Annotated in this window: 19 protein-coding genes; 9 read left to right on the top strand and 10 right to left on the bottom strand. The window is 72.1% G+C overall.

What is annotated here, in order from left to right:
* Positions 1-60: 60 nt before the first annotated feature.
* Both recQ and TCUR_RS03580 read right to left on the bottom strand, forming a co-directional pair.
* Positions 61-1,938, bottom strand: coding sequence for a DNA helicase RecQ (recQ, locus tag TCUR_RS03585; protein WP_012851108.1), 1,878 nt, complete (start codon positions 1,936-1,938; stop codon positions 61-63).
* Positions 1,939-2,165: 227 nt separating this feature from the next.
* A complete protein-coding gene (locus TCUR_RS03580; RefSeq protein ID WP_012851107.1) occupies positions 2,166-3,029 on the bottom strand; it encodes a DUF4429 domain-containing protein in 864 nt (287 codons plus the stop codon).
* Positions 3,030-3,187: 158 nt separating this feature from the next.
* On the opposite strand from TCUR_RS03580, the gene TCUR_RS03575 reads away from it, so the two are divergent.
* Complete coding sequence (locus TCUR_RS03575) at positions 3,188-4,474, top strand: hydroxyacid-oxoacid transhydrogenase (protein ID WP_012851106.1); 1,287 nt, start codon at positions 3,188-3,190, stop codon at positions 4,472-4,474.
* Positions 4,475-4,573: 99 nt separating this feature from the next.
* Positions 4,574-7,561 carry an FAD-binding and (Fe-S)-binding domain-containing protein gene (locus TCUR_RS03570; protein WP_012851105.1) on the top strand — a complete coding sequence of 996 codons (2,988 nt, stop codon included), beginning with the start codon at positions 4,574-4,576 and terminating at the stop codon, positions 7,559-7,561.
* Positions 7,562-7,658: 97 nt separating this feature from the next.
* Here the strand turns inward: TCUR_RS03570 and TCUR_RS28260 are convergent, their stop codons facing one another.
* On the bottom strand, positions 7,659-8,309 hold the full coding sequence (locus TCUR_RS28260; RefSeq protein ID WP_012851104.1) for a TetR/AcrR family transcriptional regulator: 651 nt from the start codon (positions 8,307-8,309) through the stop codon (positions 7,659-7,661).
* 146 nt (positions 8,310-8,455) lie between these two features.
* On the opposite strand from TCUR_RS28260, the gene TCUR_RS03560 reads away from it, so the two are divergent.
* Genes TCUR_RS03560 through TCUR_RS03545 form a run of 4 tightly spaced genes read left to right on the top strand, consistent with a single transcriptional unit; the run spans position 8,456 to position 13,883 of the window.
* Entirely contained in the window at positions 8,456-9,580 is a 1,125-nt protein-coding gene (locus TCUR_RS03560) for a VOC family protein (RefSeq protein ID WP_012851103.1), read from the top strand.
* Positions 9,577-11,106 (top strand): bifunctional 3-(3-hydroxy-phenyl)propionate/3-hydroxycinnamic acid hydroxylase MhpA, encoded by a 1,530-nt coding sequence (mhpA, locus tag TCUR_RS03555; RefSeq protein WP_012851102.1) that lies wholly within the window; start codon positions 9,577-9,579, stop codon positions 11,104-11,106. The genes TCUR_RS03560 and mhpA overlap by 4 nt, the downstream gene beginning before the upstream one ends.
* Before the next feature lie 29 nt (positions 11,107-11,135).
* Positions 11,136-11,978 (top strand): fumarylacetoacetate hydrolase family protein, encoded by an 843-nt coding sequence (locus tag TCUR_RS03550; RefSeq protein ID WP_012851101.1) that lies wholly within the window; start codon positions 11,136-11,138, stop codon positions 11,976-11,978.
* A gap of 24 nt (positions 11,979-12,002) precedes the next feature.
* A complete protein-coding gene (locus TCUR_RS03545; RefSeq protein WP_012851100.1) occupies positions 12,003-13,883 on the top strand; it encodes an acyl-CoA synthetase in 1,881 nt (626 codons plus the stop codon).
* Positions 13,884-14,214: 331 nt separating this feature from the next.
* Here TCUR_RS03545 and TCUR_RS03540 read toward each other — a convergent pair whose 3' ends face one another.
* The gene (locus tag TCUR_RS03540; RefSeq protein WP_012851099.1) at positions 14,215-15,192 is read right to left on the bottom strand and encodes a zinc-binding dehydrogenase; all 978 of its coding nucleotides are present in this window, start codon (positions 15,190-15,192) and stop codon (positions 14,215-14,217) included.
* Positions 15,193-15,290: 98 nt separating this feature from the next.
* On the opposite strand from TCUR_RS03540, the gene TCUR_RS03535 reads away from it, so the two are divergent.
* Positions 15,291-15,869, top strand: coding sequence for a TetR/AcrR family transcriptional regulator (locus tag TCUR_RS03535; RefSeq protein WP_012851098.1), 579 nt, complete (start codon positions 15,291-15,293; stop codon positions 15,867-15,869).
* Here TCUR_RS03535 and TCUR_RS27740 read toward each other — a convergent pair.
* From TCUR_RS27740 to TCUR_RS03510, 6 genes are all read right to left on the bottom strand, one after another.
* Positions 15,820-16,224: a DUF6247 family protein gene (locus tag TCUR_RS27740; RefSeq protein WP_012851097.1), complete on the bottom strand. Its 405-nt coding sequence runs from the start codon at positions 16,222-16,224 to the stop codon at positions 15,820-15,822. The two genes, TCUR_RS03535 and TCUR_RS27740, sit on opposite strands and share 50 nt — an antisense overlap.
* Positions 16,225-16,503: 279 nt before the next feature.
* On the bottom strand, positions 16,504-17,235 hold the full coding sequence (locus TCUR_RS03530; RefSeq protein WP_245536966.1) for a UTRA domain-containing protein: 732 nt from the start codon (positions 17,233-17,235) through the stop codon (positions 16,504-16,506).
* 316 nt (positions 17,236-17,551) lie between these two features.
* The gene (locus tag TCUR_RS03525) at positions 17,552-17,773 is read right to left on the bottom strand and encodes a DUF397 domain-containing protein (protein ID WP_012851095.1); all 222 of its coding nucleotides are present in this window, start codon (positions 17,771-17,773) and stop codon (positions 17,552-17,554) included.
* Positions 17,774-17,789: 16 nt separating this feature from the next.
* Entirely contained in the window at positions 17,790-18,647 is an 858-nt protein-coding gene (locus TCUR_RS03520) for a GntR family transcriptional regulator (protein ID WP_012851094.1), read from the bottom strand.
* Between the two features lie 139 nt (positions 18,648-18,786).
* A complete protein-coding gene (locus TCUR_RS03515) occupies positions 18,787-18,984 on the bottom strand; it encodes a DUF397 domain-containing protein (RefSeq protein WP_012851093.1) in 198 nt (65 codons plus the stop codon).
* A 17-nt stretch (positions 18,985-19,001) separates the two neighbouring features.
* Complete coding sequence (locus tag TCUR_RS03510; RefSeq protein WP_281055197.1) at positions 19,002-19,841, bottom strand: helix-turn-helix domain-containing protein; 840 nt, start codon at positions 19,839-19,841, stop codon at positions 19,002-19,004.
* Between the two features lie 207 nt (positions 19,842-20,048).
* Here TCUR_RS03510 and TCUR_RS03505 point away from each other — a divergent pair, with 207 nt between their 5' ends.
* Complete coding sequence (locus tag TCUR_RS03505) at positions 20,049-20,327, top strand: hypothetical protein (RefSeq protein ID WP_012851091.1); 279 nt, start codon at positions 20,049-20,051, stop codon at positions 20,325-20,327.
* Positions 20,324-20,725, top strand: coding sequence for an ATP-binding protein (locus TCUR_RS03500; RefSeq protein ID WP_012851090.1), 402 nt, complete (start codon positions 20,324-20,326; stop codon positions 20,723-20,725). Before TCUR_RS03505 ends, TCUR_RS03500 begins: the two co-directional genes overlap by 4 nt.
* The last annotated feature ends 7 nt before the right edge of the window (positions 20,726-20,732 follow it).

Genomic DNA, 20,732 nt, shown 5'->3' with positions numbered 1-20,732 from the left:
ACCCGTTCCTTCCACGGCCCGGTGGGCGCCGCCCGCATCCCCCTGCGGCCCGCCGCACGATCACGTCGGCGTGTTCGAAGCGGCCTCCGGGGCGGGTCCTTCGCCGGCGGCGAGGACCTCCAGGACCTGCCGGCCGTATCTGGCGAGCTTGCTCTCCCCCACCCCGGAGACGGCGCCGAGCTCCTGGAGGGTGGCGGGGAGGCGCAGGGCGATGTCGCGCAGCGTGGCGTCGTGGAAGACCACATAGGCGGGCACGCCCTGCTCCCTGGCGGTGGCGGCGCGCCAGGCGCGGAGGCGTTCGAAGACCGGCCGGGCGTGGTCGGGGAGCTCGGCGGGGGCGCGGCGTTCCTTGGCCGCCGTGGCCTTGGCGGTCTTGACGCGTTCGGGGTCGCGGCGCAGCCGGACCGTGCGGCCTTGGAACAGCACCTCGGCGCTGGCGGGGGTGAGGCCGAGGGTGCCGTAGTCGGACTCCACCGACAGCAGGCCCTGGGCGAGGAGCTGGCGGATGACGCCGCGCCACTCGCCCGCCTTGAGCTCGGTCCCCACCCCGAACGACTTGAGCGAGTCGTGCCGGTATTGGGCGACCTTGGGGGTGGTCCTGCCCAGCAGGATGTCGACGATGTGACCGGCGCCGAACCGCTGGCCGCGCTCTCTCCACAGCCTGTGGACGACCGAGAGCACCTTCTGCGCGGCGACGGTGCCGTCCACCGCCTGCGGGGGCGACAGGCAGGTGTCGCAGTTGCCGCAGGGGGCGGCCTGCTCGCCGAAGTAGTTCAGCAGCTGCACCCGGCGGCACTCGACCGTCTCGCACAGCGCCAGCATCGCGTCCAGGTGGATGCTCAGCCGGCGGCGGTGCGCCTCGTCGCCCTCGGAGGTGTCGATCAGCCGCCGCTGCTGGACGACGTCGGCCAGCCCGTAGGTCATCCAGGCGGTGGACGGCAGCCCGTCGCGGCCGGCGCGGCCGGTCTCCTGGTAGTAGCCCTCGATGGACTTGGGCAGGTCCAGGTGGGCCACGAAGCGCACGTCCGGTTTGTCGATGCCCATGCCGAAGGCGATGGTCGCCACCATGACCAGGCCGTCTTCGCGCAGGAAGCGGGCCTGGTGGGCGGCGCGGGTGGCGGCGTCCATCCCCGCGTGGTAGGGCAGCGCCTCGATGCCCTGCTCGACCAGCCAGGCGGCGGTCTCCTCCACCGCGGCCCGGGACAGGCGGTAGACGATGCCGGAGTCGCCCGGGTGCTCGGTGCGCAGGAACTGCAGCAGCTGGCGTTTGGGGTTGTCCTTGGGGACGATCCGGTACTGGATGTTGGGGCGGTCGAAACTGGCGACGAAATGGCGGGCGTCCTGCAGTTTCAGCCGCTCGGCGATCTCGGCGTGGGTGGCCTTGGTGGCGGTGGCCGTGAGCGCGATGCGCGGCACGTCGGGCCAGCGCTCGTGCAGCTGGGACAGCTCCAGGTAGTCGGGCCGGAAGTCGTGCCCCCACTGGGAGACGCAGTGCGCCTCGTCGATGGCGAACAACGCGATCTCGCCCCGGTCCAGCAGCCGCAGGGTGGACTCCACCCGCAGCCGCTCCGGCGCCAGGTACAGCAGGTCCAGCTCGCCGGCCAGGAAGGCGGCCTCGACGGTGCGGCGTTCGTCGTAGTCCTGGGTGGAGTTGAGGAACCCGGCCCGCACCCCGGTGGCGTTCAGGGCGTCCACCTGGTCCTGCATCAGCGCGATCAGCGGGGAGATCACCACGCCGACTCCCCGGCGCACCAGCGCGGGGATCTGGTAGCACAGCGACTTGCCGCCGCCGGTGGGCATCAGCACCAGCGCATCCCCACCGGCGATCACATGCTCGATGATCTCCTGCTGGCCGGGGCGGAAGGAGTCGTAGCCGAAGACGCGCGAGAGCACTCGCGACGCTTCGCTCACCGCGGAGTCGGTCTCGGGGACAGCCACCCGCCCACCTTATGAGGACGTGGGCGGTCTGCGCGTCCGAAGCGGTTTCTGGGGAAAACCGTTCACGACGAGCACAGCGCCAGACCCCGCCGGCCGGGCCGCGGAAAGCGTTCCGGCGGCGTTTCCCGGGTGTTCTCGCCCCTAGAGGCCCCGTGCGGCCGGCGGCTCGGCCCTTCGCGTCGGCGGCCGAACGCCTTGCCTTCTCCCAAGGCGGGCGTCCGCCGGCGTCAAAAGCGGCGCAGCACGGCCTGTTTGGCGAAGGCGAACTCCTCGTCGGTCAAGACCCCGCTGCGGTGCAGTTCACCCAGTTCCCGCAGGCGGCGCAGCAGCGCGTCCACATCCCGCCCGGCCGCCTCCCCACCGGCCTTTGAGCGCGTGCCGGCGTCGGCCGGAGCATGAGGGTGGGGCAGCCGGGCGGTCACCGCGGCCGCCACCAGCGGGGTGGTTCCGCCGTCGCCGAAGGGCCAGGCCAGGCAAGAGGGGTCTTTCTCCGGGGGCCTCCCCTGAGGCGCACCGCCGGTGATGAACCGCAGGTAGCCGTAGGTGGTGAAGGTGGAGCGCTCCCACTCCACGCCCGTCAGCTCCCAGATGTGGAACAGGCGCGGCCCGGCGCTCCGCTTGGCGCCGTCGGCCGTGGCGGCCCACTCCAGGTGCACCTGCTCGCCGTCGAAGCTCACCGTCCCGTCCCCCACCGAGGCGCTCAGCGGGACGGTCGGTCCGGGCATCAGGTAGCGGTCGGTGGGTCCGGCGGGGATCTGCTCCACCGCGCGGCTGCGGTGCACCTCCTCGACGAGCAGTTCGGCGAGGACGGACGCGTCGGGGTCCACGGTGAGCCGGTAGGGGTCGGCGTCGTCGGGCAGTCTCCCCCCGACCGCCTGGGTGAAGGGGTCGGCGCCGCTGCGCAGCCACAGCCGCAGCCGGCCGCGTTTGCGCCCGGCCTCGAAGGTGAGGGTGGAGATCGCCGCCAACGGAACCGTGATCTCCCCCAGCGCCTTGCGCACCCTGTGCACCTTGCGGTCCAGCGCCGGGAGGATCCGCAGCACTTCGCCGTCGAACGTCCACGTCCCGTCGCGCGTGCGGAGCTCCGTCATAGGCGGATTCTAGGTGGGTACACACCGAAGGGCCCTGATTTGCACGGGCAGGGCTCCCAGGTGCCCGCCACCGGAAACAGTTCGACGGCGACAGGACCGTGCTCCCGTCCCCGGCCGAGCCGTCCCGGCCGCGGACGACAATCGAGGAGGGCCGGAAAGTGCACACCCAACCCACCCACGCCGAGACGGTCTTCACCTACGGGTCGCCGGCGTTGAAGTTCGGCGCCGGAGCCGCCGAGGAGATCGGTTTCGACCTGTCCCGGCTCGGCGTCCGCCGCGTGCTGGTGATAACCGATCCCCAGATCGCCGCCACCGGGCACCCCCAGCGGATCGCCGACCGGATGGCCGCCTACGGCATCGAGGCCCACGTCTTCGACGGCGTCCACATCGAGCCCACCGACACCAGCATGACCAAGGCGATCGAGTACGCCCAAGGCAGCGGCCCCTGGGACGCCTTCGTGGCGGTCGGCGGCGGCTCCAGCATCGACACTGCCAAGGCCGTCAACCTGCTCACCACCAACCCCGGGGAGCTGATGGACTACATCAATGCCCCCGTGGGCGCCGCCAAACCGCCGTCCAAGCCGCTCAAACCGCTGGTCGCGGTGCCCACCACCACCGGCACCGGCGCCGAGAGCACCACCATCTGCGTGCTGGACGTGCTGTCGCTGAAGGTCAAGACCGGCATCAGCCACGCCTGGCTGCGCCCCACCATGGCGGTGGTGGACCCGCTGCTGACGGTCACCCAGCCGCCGGAGGTGACCGCCTCGGCCGGGATGGACATCCTCTGCCACGCACTGGAGAGCTACACCGCCCGCCACTACACCTCTTATGAGCGCAAGACGCCCGAGCAGCGGGTGCCTTACTGCGGGTCCAACCCGATCTCCGACATGTGGTCCGAGCAGGCGCTGCGGCTGCTGTCGCGGTCGTTCCGCACCGCCGTGCGCGACCCGGAGAACCTGCAGGCGCGCACCGAGATGGCGCTGGCGGCCACCATGGCCGGGCTGGGCTTCGGCAACGCCGGGGTGCACATCCCGCACGCCAACGCCTACCCGATCGCCGGGCGGGTGCGCGACTACCACGCCCCCGGCTACCCGGGCGACGAGCCGCTGGTGCCGCACGGCATGTCGGTGTCGCTGACCGCGCCGGAGGCGTTCCGCTTCACCTTCCCCGCCGCCCCCGACCGGCACGTGCGGGCCGCCGAGCTGCTCGACCCCGGCCTGGAGCGCCCGGACGACCCGGCCGAGTACCTGCCGGCGGCGCTGCTGCGCGTGATGCAGGACATCGGCATCCCCAACGGGGTCGGCGCGGTCGGTTTCGCCGCCTCGGACGTGCCGGACCTGGTGGACGGGGCGCTGAAGCAGCAACGGCTGCTGTCCACCGCCCCGCGCCCGGTGAGCGGGGAGGATCTGGAGCAGATCTTCACCCGCTCGCTGTCGCTGTGGTGATCTCCGCCACGGCGGACGGACGGGACGGGCGCTAAAGAAGGGCCCGACGAGGCCGTCTTCAGCGCGTGGCGGCCGGCCGATGCGAACGACGGGAACCGGATGCCGACTTCTGCCAGACCCGAACAGATCGCCGCGGCGCTGCGCCGGGCGGGCCTTGCCGAGGTGGACGTCTCCACCCGCCGCCGGGCCGAGTACTCCAGCGATGCCTCGCTGTACCGGGTGGTGCCGAGCGTGGTGGCCTTCCCCCGGGCCGCTGAGGAGGTGGCGGCGGCGCTGGAGGTGTGCCGGTCGCTGGGGGTGCCGCTGACGGCGCGCGGGGCGGGCACCTCGATCGCCGGGAACGCCGTGGGCGCGGGCGTGGTGCTGGACTTCTCCCGGCACCTGCGCCGCATCCGCGGCATCGACCCGGCCGCGCGCACCGCCGAGGTCGAGCCCGGGGTGGTGCTGGATGAGCTGCAGCGGGCGGCCGCCGGGCACGGGCTGCGGTTCGGGCCCGACCCGTCCACGCACAACCGCTGCACGATCGGCGGGATGATCGGCAACAACGCCTGCGGGTCGCGGGCCCTGGGGTTCGGCCGCACCAGCGACAACGTCGCCGCGCTGGAGGTGCTGACCGGCACCGGCGAGCATCTGGTGCTGCGGCGGGGGGCCGGTCCGGGCTCTTCGGCGACGCTGGCCGCGCTGGAGAAGGCGGTCGGCGCGCACCTGGCGGTGATCCGCACCGAGCTGGGCCGGTTCGGACGGCAGATCTCCGGTTACTCGCTGGAGCACCTGCTGCCGGAGCGGGGGTTCGATACGGCGCGGGCGTTCGTGGGCAGCGAGGGCACCTGGGGGGTGCTGCTGAGCGCCACCGTCGAGCTGGTCCCGGTGCCGGACCGTCCGGTGCTGGTGGTGCTGGGCTACCCCGACATGGCCGATGCGGCCGACGCGGTGACGGGCGTCCTGCCGCACCGCCCGATCGCCGCCGAGGGGCTGGACGCGCGGATCGTGGACGTGGTGCGGCGGCTGCGCGGCGAGGCGGCCGTGCCGCAGTTGCCTTCGGGCGGCGGCTGGCTGCTGGTGGAGCTGCCCGGCGAGAGCGACCCGGCCGGGGTGATCCGGGACGCCGGCGCACTGGACCACCGGGTCGTCACCGATCCGGCGGAGGCGGCGATGCTGTGGCGCATCCGCGAGGACGGGGCGGGGCTGGCGGCCCGGTCCGTCGGCGGGCACATGTCGCACGCCGGCTGGGAGGACGCCGCCGTGCCGCCCGAGCGGCTCGGCGCCTACCTGCGTGACTTCGAGGCGCTGCTGGCCGAGCGGGGCCTGTCGGGGGTGCCGTACGGGCATTTCGGCGACGGGTGCGTGCACGTGCGCATCGACTTCCCGCTGCACCGGCCGGGCGGGGTGAAGGTCTTCCGCGACTTCCTCACCGACGCGGCCCGCCTGGTGGCCTCCTACGGCGGGTCGATGTCGGGGGAGCACGGCGATGGACGGGCCAGGAGCGAGCTGCTGCCGCTGATGTACTCCCCCGCGGCGCTGCGGGCGTTCGAGGAGGTCAAAGGGGTCTTCGACCCCGATGACGTGCTCAACCCGGGGGTGGTGGTGCGGCCCCGGCCGCTGGACGCCGACCTGCGGGTGCCGGCCGCCGTCCCGCTGCGGCGCGGGCTGGGGTTCGCCTATGACGACGACGGCGGGGACTTCACCAACGCCGTGCACCGCTGCACCGGGGTGGGCAAGTGCCGCGCCGACCTGACCGGCTCCGGCGGCGTGATGTGCCCGTCCTATCTGGCCACCCGGGATGAGAAGGACTCCACGCGGGGCCGGGCCAGGGTGCTGCAGGAGATGGCCAACGGGTCGCTGGTGCGCGGCTGGCGGGCCCCCGAGGTGCACCAGGTGCTGGAGCTGTGCCTGGCCTGCAAGGGGTGCGCCTCCGACTGCCCGACCGGGGTGGACATGGCCACGTATAAGGCCGAGGTGCTCTACCAGTCGTACCGGCGGCGCCCGCGTCCCCTCTCGCACTATGTGCTGGGCGGCCTGCCCCGCCTGGCGCGGATGGCGTCCCTGGCCCCCGGCCTGGCCAACCGGCTGCTCGGCAGCCCGCTGGCGGGGCCGGGCAAGCGGCTGGCCGGGGTGGACGCCCGCCGTGACCTGCCGTCGTTCGCGCCCCGCACGTTCCGCAGCTGGTTCCGCAGGCATCCGGTCGCGCCCGGGGATCCGGTGCTGCTGTGGGTGGACACCTTCACCGACCACTTCACTCCACAGGTCGGGATCGCGGCGGTGCGGGTGCTGGAGGACGCCGGGTTCTCGGTGCGCATTCCCGACAAGCGGCTGTGCTGCGGCCTGACCTATATCTCCACCGGACGCTTGGATACGGCCCGCCGTCTACTGCGCCGCGCGGTGGACGTCCTGGCTCCCCATGCCGAGGCGGGTGTCCCGATCGTGGGCTTGGAGCCGTCCTGTGTCGCCGTCTTCCGCTCCGACGCCCGCGACCTGCTGGGCGGCGGGCGCGCTCCGGCCCGTCAGACGCCTCCCGAACCTTTGCGGCGGCTCCCATCGACGGCGGGTTCTGCTTCCGTGCCCGCCGGGCCGGACGCCCCGGAATCCTCCCGTGTGCCCGGTGATTCGTCCGGGGCGCCGGGCCAGGGCGCGTCCACCGGTTCGGGGCCGAAGGACCCGCGGTCCGTCGGCGCCGTCCGGCGGTCGCCGGTCGCCGTGCCGCATGTGCTGACCCTGGCCGAGCTGCTGATGGAGCGGGAAGGCTGGGAGCCGCCGTCGCTGGAGGGCGTGCGCGCGGTGGCGCAACCGCACTGCCACCACCATGCCGTGATGGGCTGGGACGCCGACCGGGCGCTGCTGGAACGGGCCGGGGCGGCGGTCGAGGCGGTCGGCGGCTGCTGCGGCCTGGCCGGCAACTTCGGCGTCGAACGCGGCCACTACGAGGTCAGCGTGGCCGTCGCCGAGACCGCGCTGCTGCCCGCCGTCCGCCGGGCCGGGGAGGAGGCCGTCGTGCTGGCCGACGGTTTCTCCTGCCGCACCCAGCTCGCCGCACTGGCCGATCGGCGCGGCGTCCACCTGGCCGAGCTGCTGGCGTCCCGGCGGTCTTGAACCCGCTCCCGGCGCCCTCCGGGTGAACCGTCTTCGGCCCGCCCTCCCGGCGGGGCCGGAGTGCGGGGCATGAATCCCAGGGCGTACTTCCGTGGGGTCAGTCGGGCAGGCGAGTGAGCTCGGGGAGGGGACGGCGGCAGATGTCGGCGGCCTCGGCGGGTGGGACGCCGAACATGCGGAGCAGGCCTTCGGTGACCTGATCGACGGCTTCGGCATCGTCCCGGTCGGGGTGGGCGTGCAGGTAGTGGCCGAGGGAGAGGGCGGCGCCGCCGACCACGGCGATGGCCAGATCCAGGTCGTGGACGGCGGGGAAGCGGCCGGCCCGCACCGCGGCCGCGATGTCGCGGCGGGCCCGGGGGGCCAGGCCGCGGGGGGAGGACACCAGGGCGAAGCCGCTGTTGAGCAGGACCTTGCTGAGCTCGGGGTCCAGGCGGTGCATGCGGCCGGTGAGGCGGAACGCCTGGGCGAAGACCTCGGCGGGATCGTCGGGGGAGGCGGTGAGCTCGTCGAGGACGGCTCCGAGCCGGTCCAGGACGTCCTCGACCGCGGCGGCGAAAAGCTGCTCGCGGCTTTCGAAGTGGTTGTAAAAGGAGCCGAGGCCGACGTCGGCCGCCTGGGTGATCTCCAGGATCGGGACGTTCGAGGTGCCTTGGGCCAGGAAGGACTGGGCGGCGCGGATGAGCGCGCCCCGGGTGCGCGCCTTGCGCCGGTCCATCCGGGTGGGGGCGCTTCGGCTGCGCTCGGCCATCCCCCGTCCTTCCCCTCGTGCTGCTCCCGCCCTACCCTAAGTGGACCTTCAGAACTGAACAAATCGTCAACTTCACCTAGAGCAAGGGGCTAGATTGATGATAACGTCACAATTGACGATTTCGTCATCTAGGTAAGGGGGACGCCGTGGGCGATCCGCACGCCGGCCTGCACAGCGAACAGGGCCCCCTGGCCGGGGAGCACCCGGGACGGGCCGCCTCGCCGGTCGTGAAGGTGCACGACCTGGCCTGGCTGGAGTTCGAAAAACCCGACCTGGCGCGGGCCGAGGCGTTCGCCCGGGCCTTCGGGTTCGCCGTCGCGCTGCGCACCGCCGACGAGCTGCACCTGCGGGGCACGAACCCGGGCGCCCCGTGCGTCCTGATCCGCCGGGGCAGGCGGTCCCGCTTCCTAGGCCCGGCGTTCCGGGCGGCCGACCGCGCCGACCTGGCGCGACTGGCGAAGGCGACCGGCGGCACGGTGACCGCCCTGCCGGACACCCTCGGCGGACGGGCCGTAGAACTGACCGACCCCGGCGGCCTGCCGGTCCGGGTCGTCGCCGACACCCTCGACCTGCCGGCCCTGCCCTCCCCCGCACCGCTGATCTGCAACTTCGGGGACGCCACACCGCGGATCAACGCGCCCCAACGCCCGCCCCGCGAACCCGCCGCGATCCAGCGGCTCGGCCACGTCGTGCTGCAGACCACCCGCTTCCGCCGGACGCTCGACTGGTACCTGGAGCACCTGGGGCTGATCGTCAGCGACTTCCTCTACTACGAAGGGCAGCGCGAACGCGGGCCCGTCATGGCGTTCATCCGCTGCGACCGCGGCCGCACCCCCACCGACCACCACACGCTCGCGATGGTGCTCGGGCCGTCCAACCGGTACGTGCACTCCGCCTACCAGGTCACCGACCTGGACAGCCTGGCGGCCGGCGGCGAGTACCTGCGCGAGCAGGGCTACCGCCGCTCCTGGGGGATCGGCCGGCACATCCAGGGCAGCCAGATCTTCGACTACTGGCGCGACCCGGACGGGTTCCTGGTCGAGCACTTCACCGACGGGGACCTGTTCGACTGCACCGTGGAGCCGGGCTGGGCGCCGATGACCGCCTCCGGGCTGGCCCAGTGGGGGCCGCGCGCCACCATGGACTTCCTGGGGATCAAACCGGGCCGCCAGTCGCTGGCCGAACTGCGCGCCATCCTCACCGCGCTGCGCGAGGACAACGAGTTCGACCTGCAGCGCCTGCGCGGCCTGCTGAAGGTGGCCGCGTCATGACCGCCCCCGAGCACCCGGTGGTGGTCGTCGGGGCGGGCCCGACCGGGCTGACCGCGGCGCTGCTGCTGGCCGACTACGGCGTGCCCACGCTGGTGCTGGACCGGTGGCCGACGGTCTACCCGCAGCCGCGCGCCGTGCACCTCGATGACGAGGTCGTCCGGATCCTCGCCCGGCTCGGCCTGGGCGAGGAGTTCACCGCGATCTCCCGTCCGGCGCTCGGCCTGCGGCTGGTGGACGCCCGGCTGCGGGTGCTGGCGGAGTTCCGGCGGAGCGCCGAGACCGGCCGGCACGGCTTCCCCGAGGCCAACATGTTCGACCAGCCGGAACTGGAGAAACTGCTGCGCGCCCGCATGGCCGACTGCCCGCACCTCACCTTCCGGGGCGGGGTCGAGGTCACCGCCGTGCACCAGGACGCCGACGGCGTGCGCATCGACTACACCGAGGCGGAGACCGCCGCTTCCCTGCGCGCCCGGTACGTGCTGGGCTGCGACGGCGCCAACAGCCTCGTCCGCCGCGCGATCGGCGCGACCATGCGGGATTTGAAGTTCGAGCAGCGGTGGCTGGTCATCGACGTGGCCACCGAGGCCGAACTGGGGCACTGGGAGGGCGTCCACCAAGTCTGCGACACCGACCGCGCCGCCACCTACATGCGGGTCGGCCCCACCCGCTACCGGTGGGAGTTCCGGCTGCTGCCCGGGGAGAGCGGCGCCGACTTCCGCGACCCGGCCGCTCTGCGGCCGCTTTTGTCCCCGTGGACGGCCGGTGTCCCGGACGAGGCGCTGCAAGTGCTGCGCGCCGCCGAGTACACCTTCCGGGCGCAGATCGCCGACCGCTGGCGGGACCGCCGCGTCTTCCTGCTCGGCGACGCCGCCCACCTCACCCCGCCGTTCATCGGCCAGGGCCTGTGCGCCGGGCTGCGCGACGCGGCGAATCTGGCCTGGAAGCTCGCGGCGGTGCTGCACGGGGCGCTTCCCGACCGCGCCCTGGACACCTACCAGGCCGAACGGGCGCCGCACGCCCGCGCCATGATCCAGCGCGCCAAGCTGGTCGGCGTCACCATGACCCGGGGCGGCCGGGCCGGCACCGTCCTGCGCCAAGTGCTCGCCCCGCGCCTGCACCACATCCCCGGCCTCTCCCGCCGGCTGTTGGACAGCCGCACCCCGCCGCTGCGCCGCTCCGCGCTGGTGCGCAAACCGTGGCACGGCCGGGGCCTGGCGGGAACCCTCTGCCCCAACGCCCTGCTGCCGGACGGCCGCCGCCTCGACCAGGTCACCGGCGGTCGCTTCGCGATCGTCAGCGCCGTGGTCCCGTCCGCTGAACAGCGCGCCGAGATCGAACGCCGCCGGGCGGCCCTGGTGGTCGCCGCCCCCGGCACCGACCTGCACCGCTGGCTCCGCACCGGCCGGGCCGCGGCGGCGCTCATCCGACCCGATGGGACCGTGCTCCAGGCCGGGCGGGACCCGGCGGTACTCTGCTCGGCCCTGCCGGTCTTCGACCGCGCCGACTCCTCCGCCCCGGCCCCTTGACCACACCACGACTTTGAGGAGAAACACCCATGCGCATCGCCAATCTCGCCGGACGCGCCGTCCTGCTCACCGAGGGCGGAGCCATCGACGTGCACAAGGCCAGCGGCGGCGCCCTGAGCTGCGACCCCCAGGAGCTGTTCGACCACTGGGAGGAGACCCGTCCGGCCCTGGCGGCGCTCAGCGGCGAACCCCTCATGTACGCCGCAGAAGAGCTGCGGGCGCCCGTGCCCCGGCCGCGGCAGATCTTCGCGATCGGCGTCAACTACCGCGACCACGCCGACGAAGCGGACCTGCAGGCGGCCTCCACGGACGCCCCGCCGCCCACCTTCACCAAGTTCGCCTCCAGCCTCACCGGCCCGGTCGCCCACGTGAAGCTGCCGGAAGGCTGGGTGGACTGGGAGGTGGAACTGGTCGTGGTGATCGGCCGCGGCGGCCACCGCATCGCCGCCGAGTCCGCCTGGGACCACGTGGCGGGACTGACCGTCGGCCAGGACCTGTCCGAACGGCTCACCCAGTGGTCCGGCCCGTCCCCCCAGCAGTTCTCCCTCGGCAAGTCCTACCCGGGGTTCGCCCCCACCGGCCCCGCCGTGGTCACCCTCGATGAGATCCCCGACCCCGCCGACCTGCGCATCAGTTGCACCCTCAACGGCGAGACCATGCAGGACTCCCGCACCTCGGAAATGATCTTCGACGTTCCCGCCCTGATCGCGCGGCTGTCGGCGATCACCACGCTGCTCCCCGGCGACCTCATCTTCACCGGCACCCCGGCCGGCATCGGCGCCACCCGCAACCCCCCGCGCTTCCTGACCGCCGGCGACGAGCTCGTCAGCACCATCGAGCACCTCGGCTCCCTGCGCACCACGTTCTCCTGAACCGTCCCTTCCGAGGAGAAAGCGATGCCTCCCGCCCCGCACACCCAAGGCGACCGGCCCCTCGTCCTGACCCCCGAGGACGTGCCCGCCATCGAAGCCGTCCCGCTGCACGCGCGGAACCTGCCCGCCAGCACCTATGAGCTGCTGCACCGCACGGCCACCGCCCACCCCGACCGGCCGGCCCTGTACCTGCTGGGCGAGGACGGTCGTCCCTGGCGGGAAGCGCCCTGCTGGAGCTATGGCACGCTGCTGCGGCGAGTGCACCAGGCCGCCAACGCCTACCTGTCGCTGGGCCTGCCCGCAGGCGGCGTCGTCGCGCTCATGCTGCCCAACCTCGGCGCCACCTACGCGGCCCTGCTCGGCGCCCAGGCGGTGGGGATCGCCAACCCGGTCAACCCGATGCTCGCCGAAGACCACCTGGTGGAGATCCTGACCCTGACCGGGGCGGAACTGCTGCTGGCCCCCGGCCCGGGATTGTCGGCGGAGCTGTGGGAGAAGGCCCGGCGGATCGCCTCCCGCCTGCCCGCCCTCCGCGCTCTGCTCGCCGTCGGCTCCCCGCCCGGCCCCCGGCCCGGCGCCGTCACGGAAGCGGACTTCGCCGCGCTGACCGCCGCCCAGCCCGGCGACCGGCTGCTCACCGACCGCCGTCCCGGGCCGCAGGACCTGGCCGCCTACTTCCACACCGGCGGCACCACCGGCGTGCCCAAGGTCGCCCCGCATACCCACGCCATGGAGACCTACATGGCCTGGGCGCTGGGCTGCTCGGGCGGCTACCTGGAGGGCGCGGTCATGCTGTCGGGCCTGCCGCTGTTCCACGTCAACGCCCTGCACGTCACCGGCCTGGGCCCCTTCATGCACGGCATTCCCGTGGTCTCCCTCGGCCCGCTGGGCTACCGGGATAAGACGCTGCTGGCCGACTTCTGGCACATCATCGAGCACTACCGGGTGACGAGCTTCTCCGGGGTGCCCACCGTCTACGCCAGCCTTCCCCCGATCCCCGACGGGGTGGACATCTCCAGCCTGCGCGCCGGGGCGGTCGGGGCCGCGCCCCTGCCCAAGAAGGTCCGCACCGCCTTCGAGTCGTCCGCCAAGGTCCCCATGCTGGAGGGCTACGGACTGACCGAGGCGACCTGCGCGACCTCCACCACCCCCGCCTTCGCCCCCCGCGCCGGCTCGGTCGGCCTGCGGCTGCCCTACCAGCGGGTCAAAGCCGTCACCGTGGACGCCGAAGGCCGCCCCGTCGCCGACTGCCCGCCCGGCCGGACCGGCGTGCTGGCCATCAAGGGCCCCAACGTCTTCCCCGGCTACCTGCGTCCCGGCCCCACCGGCCCCGCCCCCGACCCCACCGGCAAGATCTACGACGGCTGGCTCCTCACCGGCGACCTCGGCCGGGTGGACGAGGACGGCTACCTCTACCTCGCCGGCCGGGCCAAGGACCTCATCATCCGCGGCGGCCACAACATCGACCCCGTCCCGGTCGAGGAATCCCTGCTCGCCCACCCCGACGTGATCGCCGCGGCCGTCATCGGCGCCCCCGACCCGCACTCCGGCGAGGTCCCCGTCGCCTACCTCGTTCTCCGGGACGGAGCCCAGGTCACCGAGGAGGACCTGCACGCCTGGGCGCGCGCCCACGCCCCGGAGCCGGCCGCCGCCCCCAAGGCCGTCCACGTGGTGCCGAGCCTGCCCACCACCGCGGTCGGCAAGATCTTCAAACCCGCCCTGCTCCAGGACAGCGTGCACCGCATCGTCGCCCGCGTCCTCACCGAAGCCGACCTGACCGGGGAGGTGCACGTGGAGCTGCGCGACGGCCGTCCGCACGCGACCGTCCACCTGACCGGCGGCGACGCCGACCGGCTGGCGGCCGAACTCGACCGCTACTCCTTCACCTACGAGATCGCGGGGTGACCTCGTAACGTCCTCGGTGACCACGACGGCCGCCGCCTGGATGTCCCGCGTCCGCGGGCCGGACCGGTCGAGGGGTGGTGCGCCGACCTGTTGGAGCGCCTGCCCCATTGGGGCACCGGACGGCCGTGGCAAGGCGGCGGCCTGGTTCGACCGCGCCGCCGACCTCCTCGGCCGGGCCTCACGTTTTCCCAAGGTGCCCGCGCCCTCTTCGGGCAGGTGGGTTGCGGCCGTGCACCTGGCTAGAGCAAACGCGCCTAGGCCAAGCTCCTGGCCGCCTGACCGAACACCCGAAAACGGCCCAGCCCTCGGCAGACCAACGGACTTGGCCCGCTCACCGGGCCGCATCCCCCGGGCTGGAGGCATCACCCGGGTCCACGCCGCGCATCTCGGGGAACTCCGGCGTCACGTCCAGGACGGCCTTGCCCGCCACCCGGCGCTCCAGCAGGGCCCGGGCCGCCTCGTCGAAGCGCTCCCAGGAGCCCCGCCAGCCGATCTCCGGAGAAAGCCCGCCGTCTGCGACGAAGCCGAGCAGGACGGCCAGGTCGGGGCCGGGCTCGTCGGCGTCGCCGAACGTGCTGATCGTCTTGGCCGGACCGGGAGAGTACAGCGAGTACGGCTCGAACACCGCCGGCTCACCGGACGCCCAGCCGATGCTCTGGACGTCCCCGCCCGGGGCGAGGAGCCGCCAGGCGGCGGCCAGTTGCGGGCCGCCCACGGTGTCGAGGATGAGGTCGACCGGACGGTCGATGCCGTCCAGGCCGATCACCACCTGGCGGGCGCCCAGGTCGGCCAGGCCGGCGGTGCGGGCCGCCGAGCCCACCGAGGCGATGACGTGGGCGCCGCCCAGGGCCGCCAGCTGGACCGCATAGCGCCCCACCCCGCCGGCCGCGCCGGTGACCAGCACCCGCCGTCCCAGGATGGGGCGGGTGCGCAGCGCCCGCAGCGCGGTGACGCCGGCCACCGGCAGCGCGGCGGCGTCGGCGAGATCGACCCCATCGGGGACCTCGGCGACGGCGGTGGTGTCCACGGCCATCCGCTGGGCCCACGCTCCGGTGCCCAGCGCCGCGACCCTGGCGCCCACGGACGGCCCGGTGCCGTCCGCCGCGGCCCGCACGACGATTCCGGCGGCGTCGTAGCCGTGCACGGTTCCGGCCGGACGCTGCGCGGCGAAGGTCACCTCACCGCGGTTGAGCGAGATGTGCCGGACTTCGAGCACCAACTGGCCGGGGGCGGGGTCGGGTTCGGGAACCGTGCCGAAGCGCAGGGCGGTCGGGGCGTCGGGATCGACGATGAGCGCGCGCATGGTCATGCGAACTCCTCCGTACTCGGAGCAACTATCCGGACCGTCGGTCCGTATAGCGCACGGTAACATATCCGGACCAACAGTCCGCATTCTTGGAGGCGCTCATGACGGCCGTCCGGCGCACCGAACGCGCCGACGCCGCCCGCAACCGCCGCGCGGTGCTGCAGGCCACCGAACGGCTCCTGGCCGAAGGCGGCGGCGACCACATCTCACTGGACCGCGTCGCCGCCCTCGCCGGCGTCGGCAAGGGCACCGTGTTCCGCCGCTTCGGCAGCCGCGCCGGCCTGCTCCAGGCCCTGTTGGAGGAGAAATCCCGCGAGCTGCGCGAAGCGATCACCAGCGGCCCTCCCCCACTGGGCCCCGGCGCCCCCGCCCGGCAACGGCTGCTGGCCTTCCTGGACCGCCTCGGTGAAATCGCCGAACACAACGCCGTCCTGCTGTCCGCCCACGAACAGGCCTGCGCCGAGGACAAATACAACGACCCCAGCTACCGCTTCTGGCACCGCCACCTGAGCGCCCTGCTCGCCGAAGGCCGCCCCGGCTGCGACGCCGACTTCCTGGCCCACGCCCTCCTGGCCGCCTTCGACGGCAACCTGATCCGCCACATAACCCGCCCCGAGGACCCCCGCCGCTTCACCCGCTCCATCCAGCAGATGGCCACAGCCCTCCTCGACCACCCCTGACCGTCTGCCTCCCCGGGCGGTCTGATCGCCGTTCGGCGAGGACCTCTCGCCAGGGTCTCCCCTGGGAGGCTGAGGTTCCCTCGGCTGTGACCCGGCGGGCGCGGGCATGCATCTGCCGGCGTCCTTCGGGATCTCGCACCGAGTCGCAGGCGGAGATCCACCAGCGGTGCACGAAGCCGTCCAGCACCCCGAGGTCGAGGCCGACGCGGACCTCGCCGAGCACCGCCTTGAGTCCGGCGTCGAACGCTTCGCGGTCCTCGGGCACCGTCAAGGCGGCCCGGATGGCGCGCAGATTCTTCTCCGGCCCAGGTGCACGGCCGTGGCCGGAGATGAAGCCATCCGGTCGCACGGCCATCGCGGGCCTCCTCTCACTGCCTGTGAGCCACCAGCGACCTGCCGACACGTACCGGGTCGGTGGGGAGAAGAGTTCGCACCCGATCGCTGCCTCAACGGCCGCTCTTATGCCGCTGGAGGCGGAGGCGGGCACCGGCATCTGCACCCCGCGCGGCTCGCCCCGGACGTCCACAGCCCGAGATCCACAGGCAGCCCCACCTGCCCGTATCGCGTCCACGGTACTGGCGATGGACTGCCCGGACCGTCCGCCGCGCCACTCCCGTCCTCGCCCATCAACGGTTTAAAACTCGTCGAGGCCGCCGACCTGGCCGATGGTGAAGATGTGGCGGTTGGCCGAGCAGATCGTCTCAAGGGTGTGGATCGGCGTTCCCTCACTGGAGTAGGACGCACGGAGGATCTGGACGACCCACTCGCCGGGATCGAGTTGCAAAGTGTCGGCCTCAAAACGGGTGGCCGGACGGGCGGTCAGGGTCTCCTCTGCGTGCCCGAAGGTATAGCCGAGTGCCTGGATCGCCGACTGCAATGAGGGCTTGATGAAGTCCGGTTCGGCGATGCGAGTCCCTCCGAAGAGGTCGTTGCGGAAGAAGGACGTGGCGATGCGGACGGGCACGTCGTTGGCGGTCATCATCTTGCGGCGGGCGATGACCTCGTCCCCCGGCTGAATGCGCAGGCAGGCGGCGACGTGCTCGGTGGCCTCCTCAAGGCCGACATAAAGCATCTTGCGTCCGGCCGTGATGCCCTGCCTCTCGGCCTCCGTCAGGAACAACGAGGCCGAACCGCGGGTGGCCGGATCGGTGGGCAGCGCCCGCTGCACGATCACCGGCGGTCGCTGACCGACCGGCGGCGCCGGAGCCTTGGCCGCCGGCCCCTTGCGCATCTGGGAAACCCGGCCCGGCGTGACGCCGAGCGCCTTGGCGATCTCTTCGAGGGTGTAGCCGGCCTCCCTGGCCTCGGCGATGGCGCCGCGCCGGATCCGTGCGGCCTCTTCGGCGATTCCCTGCTGCTCGGTCATCGCCCGAGTGATCGCCCGCGCCCTCTCAATCGGGTCTGCGATGGCGGCCATGTCGCGAAGCGTCCTCAAGTCCATGGACGAAGTCTCTGCCGCTCCGGTGAAGAGCGGCAGCCCTTGACGTGTTCGAACCGCCTTACCCCGGCGCCTGGCGGCGGGCGGTCTCCCAACACCGGGTCACCGCCTCGAACTCTCCCTGATCATGCGCGGTGCTTCCGTTGCACGCCTGATGAACGGGATTGATTCGGGAGAGCGCAGCACGGCGGCAGCGACCTCTCCAAAGGCAACGCCGGAGAGGGACGCCGCCTGCCGACCCGTATCAGTGCAGGTCGTGCCGTCCCGTCTTGACTGAGGAGATGAACGCCCGCCACTCGTCCGGGCCGAACCCGAGGACCGGGCCGTCCGGGTTCCTGAAGTCCCGCGCCGGCACCACCGCCCGGCCCGAGGCGACCTCCACGCAGTTGCCTTCTTGGGTGCTGCGGCTGCTCTTGCGCCACTGAATGCGGGAGAAGTCCACTACGGACCCGCGCCCCTCACTCATACTGCACCCCTTTCCGTTAGTGATCGTCCCGGCGGCGGCCTGCTACAGGCGGGCCGTCGGGTCCATGGTCGGGGTGGGGCCACTTGGCCGACTCGTCGCGTTCCAGGCGGGAGACCTCTTCCATACGGTCGGACGGGATGATCACCTGGGTGACTTCCAGGGCGTTTCCGTCCTTGGCCGAATAGCCGATGCGGACGATCTCCCAGACCGGCAGGGAGACCGGGATCTGCAGCAAGGCGGCCTCCTGCTGGTCGGGCATCCGGGCGCGGCGGCGCTCCAGCCACTCGATCGGGCCGTGCCCGGCCTCTTCCAGGCGGTCGATCCAGGCGCCCGGGCCGGTGCCATAGGGGTCCTTCACCAGCGGGGCATCTGCAACCCCTCGGGGATGGATCCAGGTAGTGCTGATCTGGAAGGGCGGTTCGCCCGGCGGGCCGGTGACCCGGCGACGGCAGCAGATGGTGGCGCCGACCTCGACGTTGAGCATGTGGGCGAGCCGGGCGTCCGTCAGGGGCTCTTCGGTGACGGTGGGCTCGATGTGATGGATCCACAGCTCGTCGCCCTGCGCGGCCGGGAAGCTGTAGCCGCCGGCGGCGGGCTTGCCGTCCACGACATGCCGGGTGTTGCGGCGCACGATGTTGGTGCGCAGGATCACCCGGCGCTTGGCCGGCCGGACGACCGTTCCACGCCGCGGCACCGCCCACAGCCGTCCTTCGTCCTCCAGAACGCTGATGGCTCGCGCCATAGCGTTGCGGGAGACCCCGTACTCCCTGGCGAGGTCGGCGTGCCGGGGCAGCCTCTCGCCCGGTGCCCATTCGCCGTTCTGGATGCGTTTGCGCAAGTTGTCGGCGATTTCTCGATACCGAATCACCGCCACGAGCCCTCCCTGAATGAAGATGTGCAGCGCATCTGTCGCGTGCAGGACGGGCGATAGCGAGCCGGGAGGGTGCAGTGCGGCGGCGGGCGTCCTCCCCGAAGGCGATGTCAGTGAGGGGGATGCGCCCGCCGCCGACGTATCAGCGCAGGTCGTGTCGTCCGGACTTGATCGAGGACAGGAATGCCCGCCACTCATTCCGGCTGAAGGCGAGGACCGGGCCGTGGGGGTTCTTGGAATCGCGGGCCAGCACCATCGCCTCGCTTGGGGCGACCTCGACGCACGAACCGTTGTTGGCGCTGGCGCTCGCCTTGCGCCAGGGGAGGTTGAAGAGGTCCACGTGGCCACCTCCGCTTCTTACGAAGCATCCATTTCTTGAATTATGCGACCGATCAGGGCCCGTGACCCGTCAGGGCTGATGGCTCTTGCCCTCAGTTGATCAAAGAGCTGGGTGTAGTCATCGACCTCATCAAGGTTTTCCAAGTAGATACTGCCCCGCCGGTAATCGATGTACACGACGTCCGGGTCGTAGCGCTCCGGGAAGGACAGAATCTCGAAGGCGCCGTGCATCGACGGATGGGCGCCCGCCGAGAAGGGGAGCACCTGGATGGTGATGCCGGGTTGCCGGGACAGGTCGATCAGGTGTTTCAGTTGCTGTTGCATTGTGGCGACGCCGCCGACGTGGCGGCGCAGCGCGCCTTCGTTCTGGATGATCCACAGTTTGGGACGGTCCGGCTCCTCCAGGAGCTTTTGTCGCCGCATGCGGACCTCTAGGCGGCGTTCGCCTTCCGCGGGGCCGACCGTGTCGTCGGCCGTGAGGACGGCGCGGGCATAGTCTTCGGTCTGCAGCAAGCCGAAGATCACTTCTGGCTGGTAGCTGCGGATCTCGGCGACCTCTTCTTCAAGGCCGACGTAGGTTTCGAACCAGGCGGGGATGGCGTCCTCTCCGACTTTCTGCCACCAGCCGCGCTGGCGGCTCTGCCGGGCGAGGGTTACCAGCATCTCGGTGTGCGCCTCATCAAGTCCATAGAACCGGCATAGCGCCATGATGTCGGCGACCTTCGGGGCGTGAGCGGCCGCCTCGATTCGGCTGACGGTGGCCGGAGCGATATCGGCGTATCTTGCCGCCTCCTCGCGGGTCTTCCCGGCTTCCTTGCGCAGCTTGCGCATCTCTGCGGCAAGCCGCCTCCTGCGCACCGTGGGGCTGGTCCGTCTTGTCACTCCGACCTCCCGTCCGAACGAAATATCCGTTTCTGAACGGACAGTTTTTGAGCGAGTTCACTTCATGGCGTTTACAGAACGAGCTCGCTCATGCACACTGCGAACATAGCGCCAATCACGCAGTGTGTTCGAGTGATTGCAGAACCTCGTCGTGGGTTCGTCAGGTCGGGAAGGGGCCAAGCGATGCCGCAGGCGACATCACCGCAGGTCGTGCGGTTTCGGTTGCTGTGCGGGCTGTGTCATCGGCTGCGGGAGTGCGGGTGTGAGTCCGGGCTGCTGTGGCCGATCCCGGGGGAGGCCGTGTTGCGGGTGCTCTACCCGGGGCAGTCCGGCAGGTGGCTGAGCGTGGCGGCGGTCGAATGCCGGGGGGCGTGGATGTTCGCCTTCGGGCCGTGCGTCACCGGTGCCGATGACCTGCGTGCCGCCGCGGCCCGCATCGCCCGGCTGGTGGGCGTCAAATGAGCTGGATTCCGTTGGGGGCTCGTACCGTTCCGGCGGATCCCGCGTGTGTTCGTCCGGTTCGCCGCTGGCTGGCGGGTTTGCTGGCCGGGCGTTCCCCCTGCGTTCGTGAGATCACCGACGATGCGGTGCTGTTGCTGTCGGAGACGCTGACCAACGCCGTCCGCTACGGCAGCGGCCCCACCGTCACCTGCAGCGTGGCGCTGTTGCCGGACGCCCTTCACATCGAGGTCACCAACCGGGCCGGGGCCACCCTGCCGCATTTCGTCCACGACGCCGATGCCGAGCACGGTCGTGGCCTGCCGATCCTGGACGCCCTGGCCCGGGCCTGGGGATACCGCGTCCTGCTACAGGACCACCTGAGCGTGTGGTGTGAGATCGAGACCGGGCGCGGCCGTTGAGGACGGG

It is taken from the genome of Thermomonospora curvata DSM 43183 (assembly GCF_000024385.1).
In the GTDB taxonomy this organism is placed as follows: Bacteria; Actinomycetota; Actinomycetes; order Streptosporangiales; family Streptosporangiaceae; genus Thermomonospora; species Thermomonospora curvata.
The sequence above is the reverse complement of the archived record's forward strand: the minus strand, read 5'-3'. Positions and strand labels throughout refer to the sequence as shown.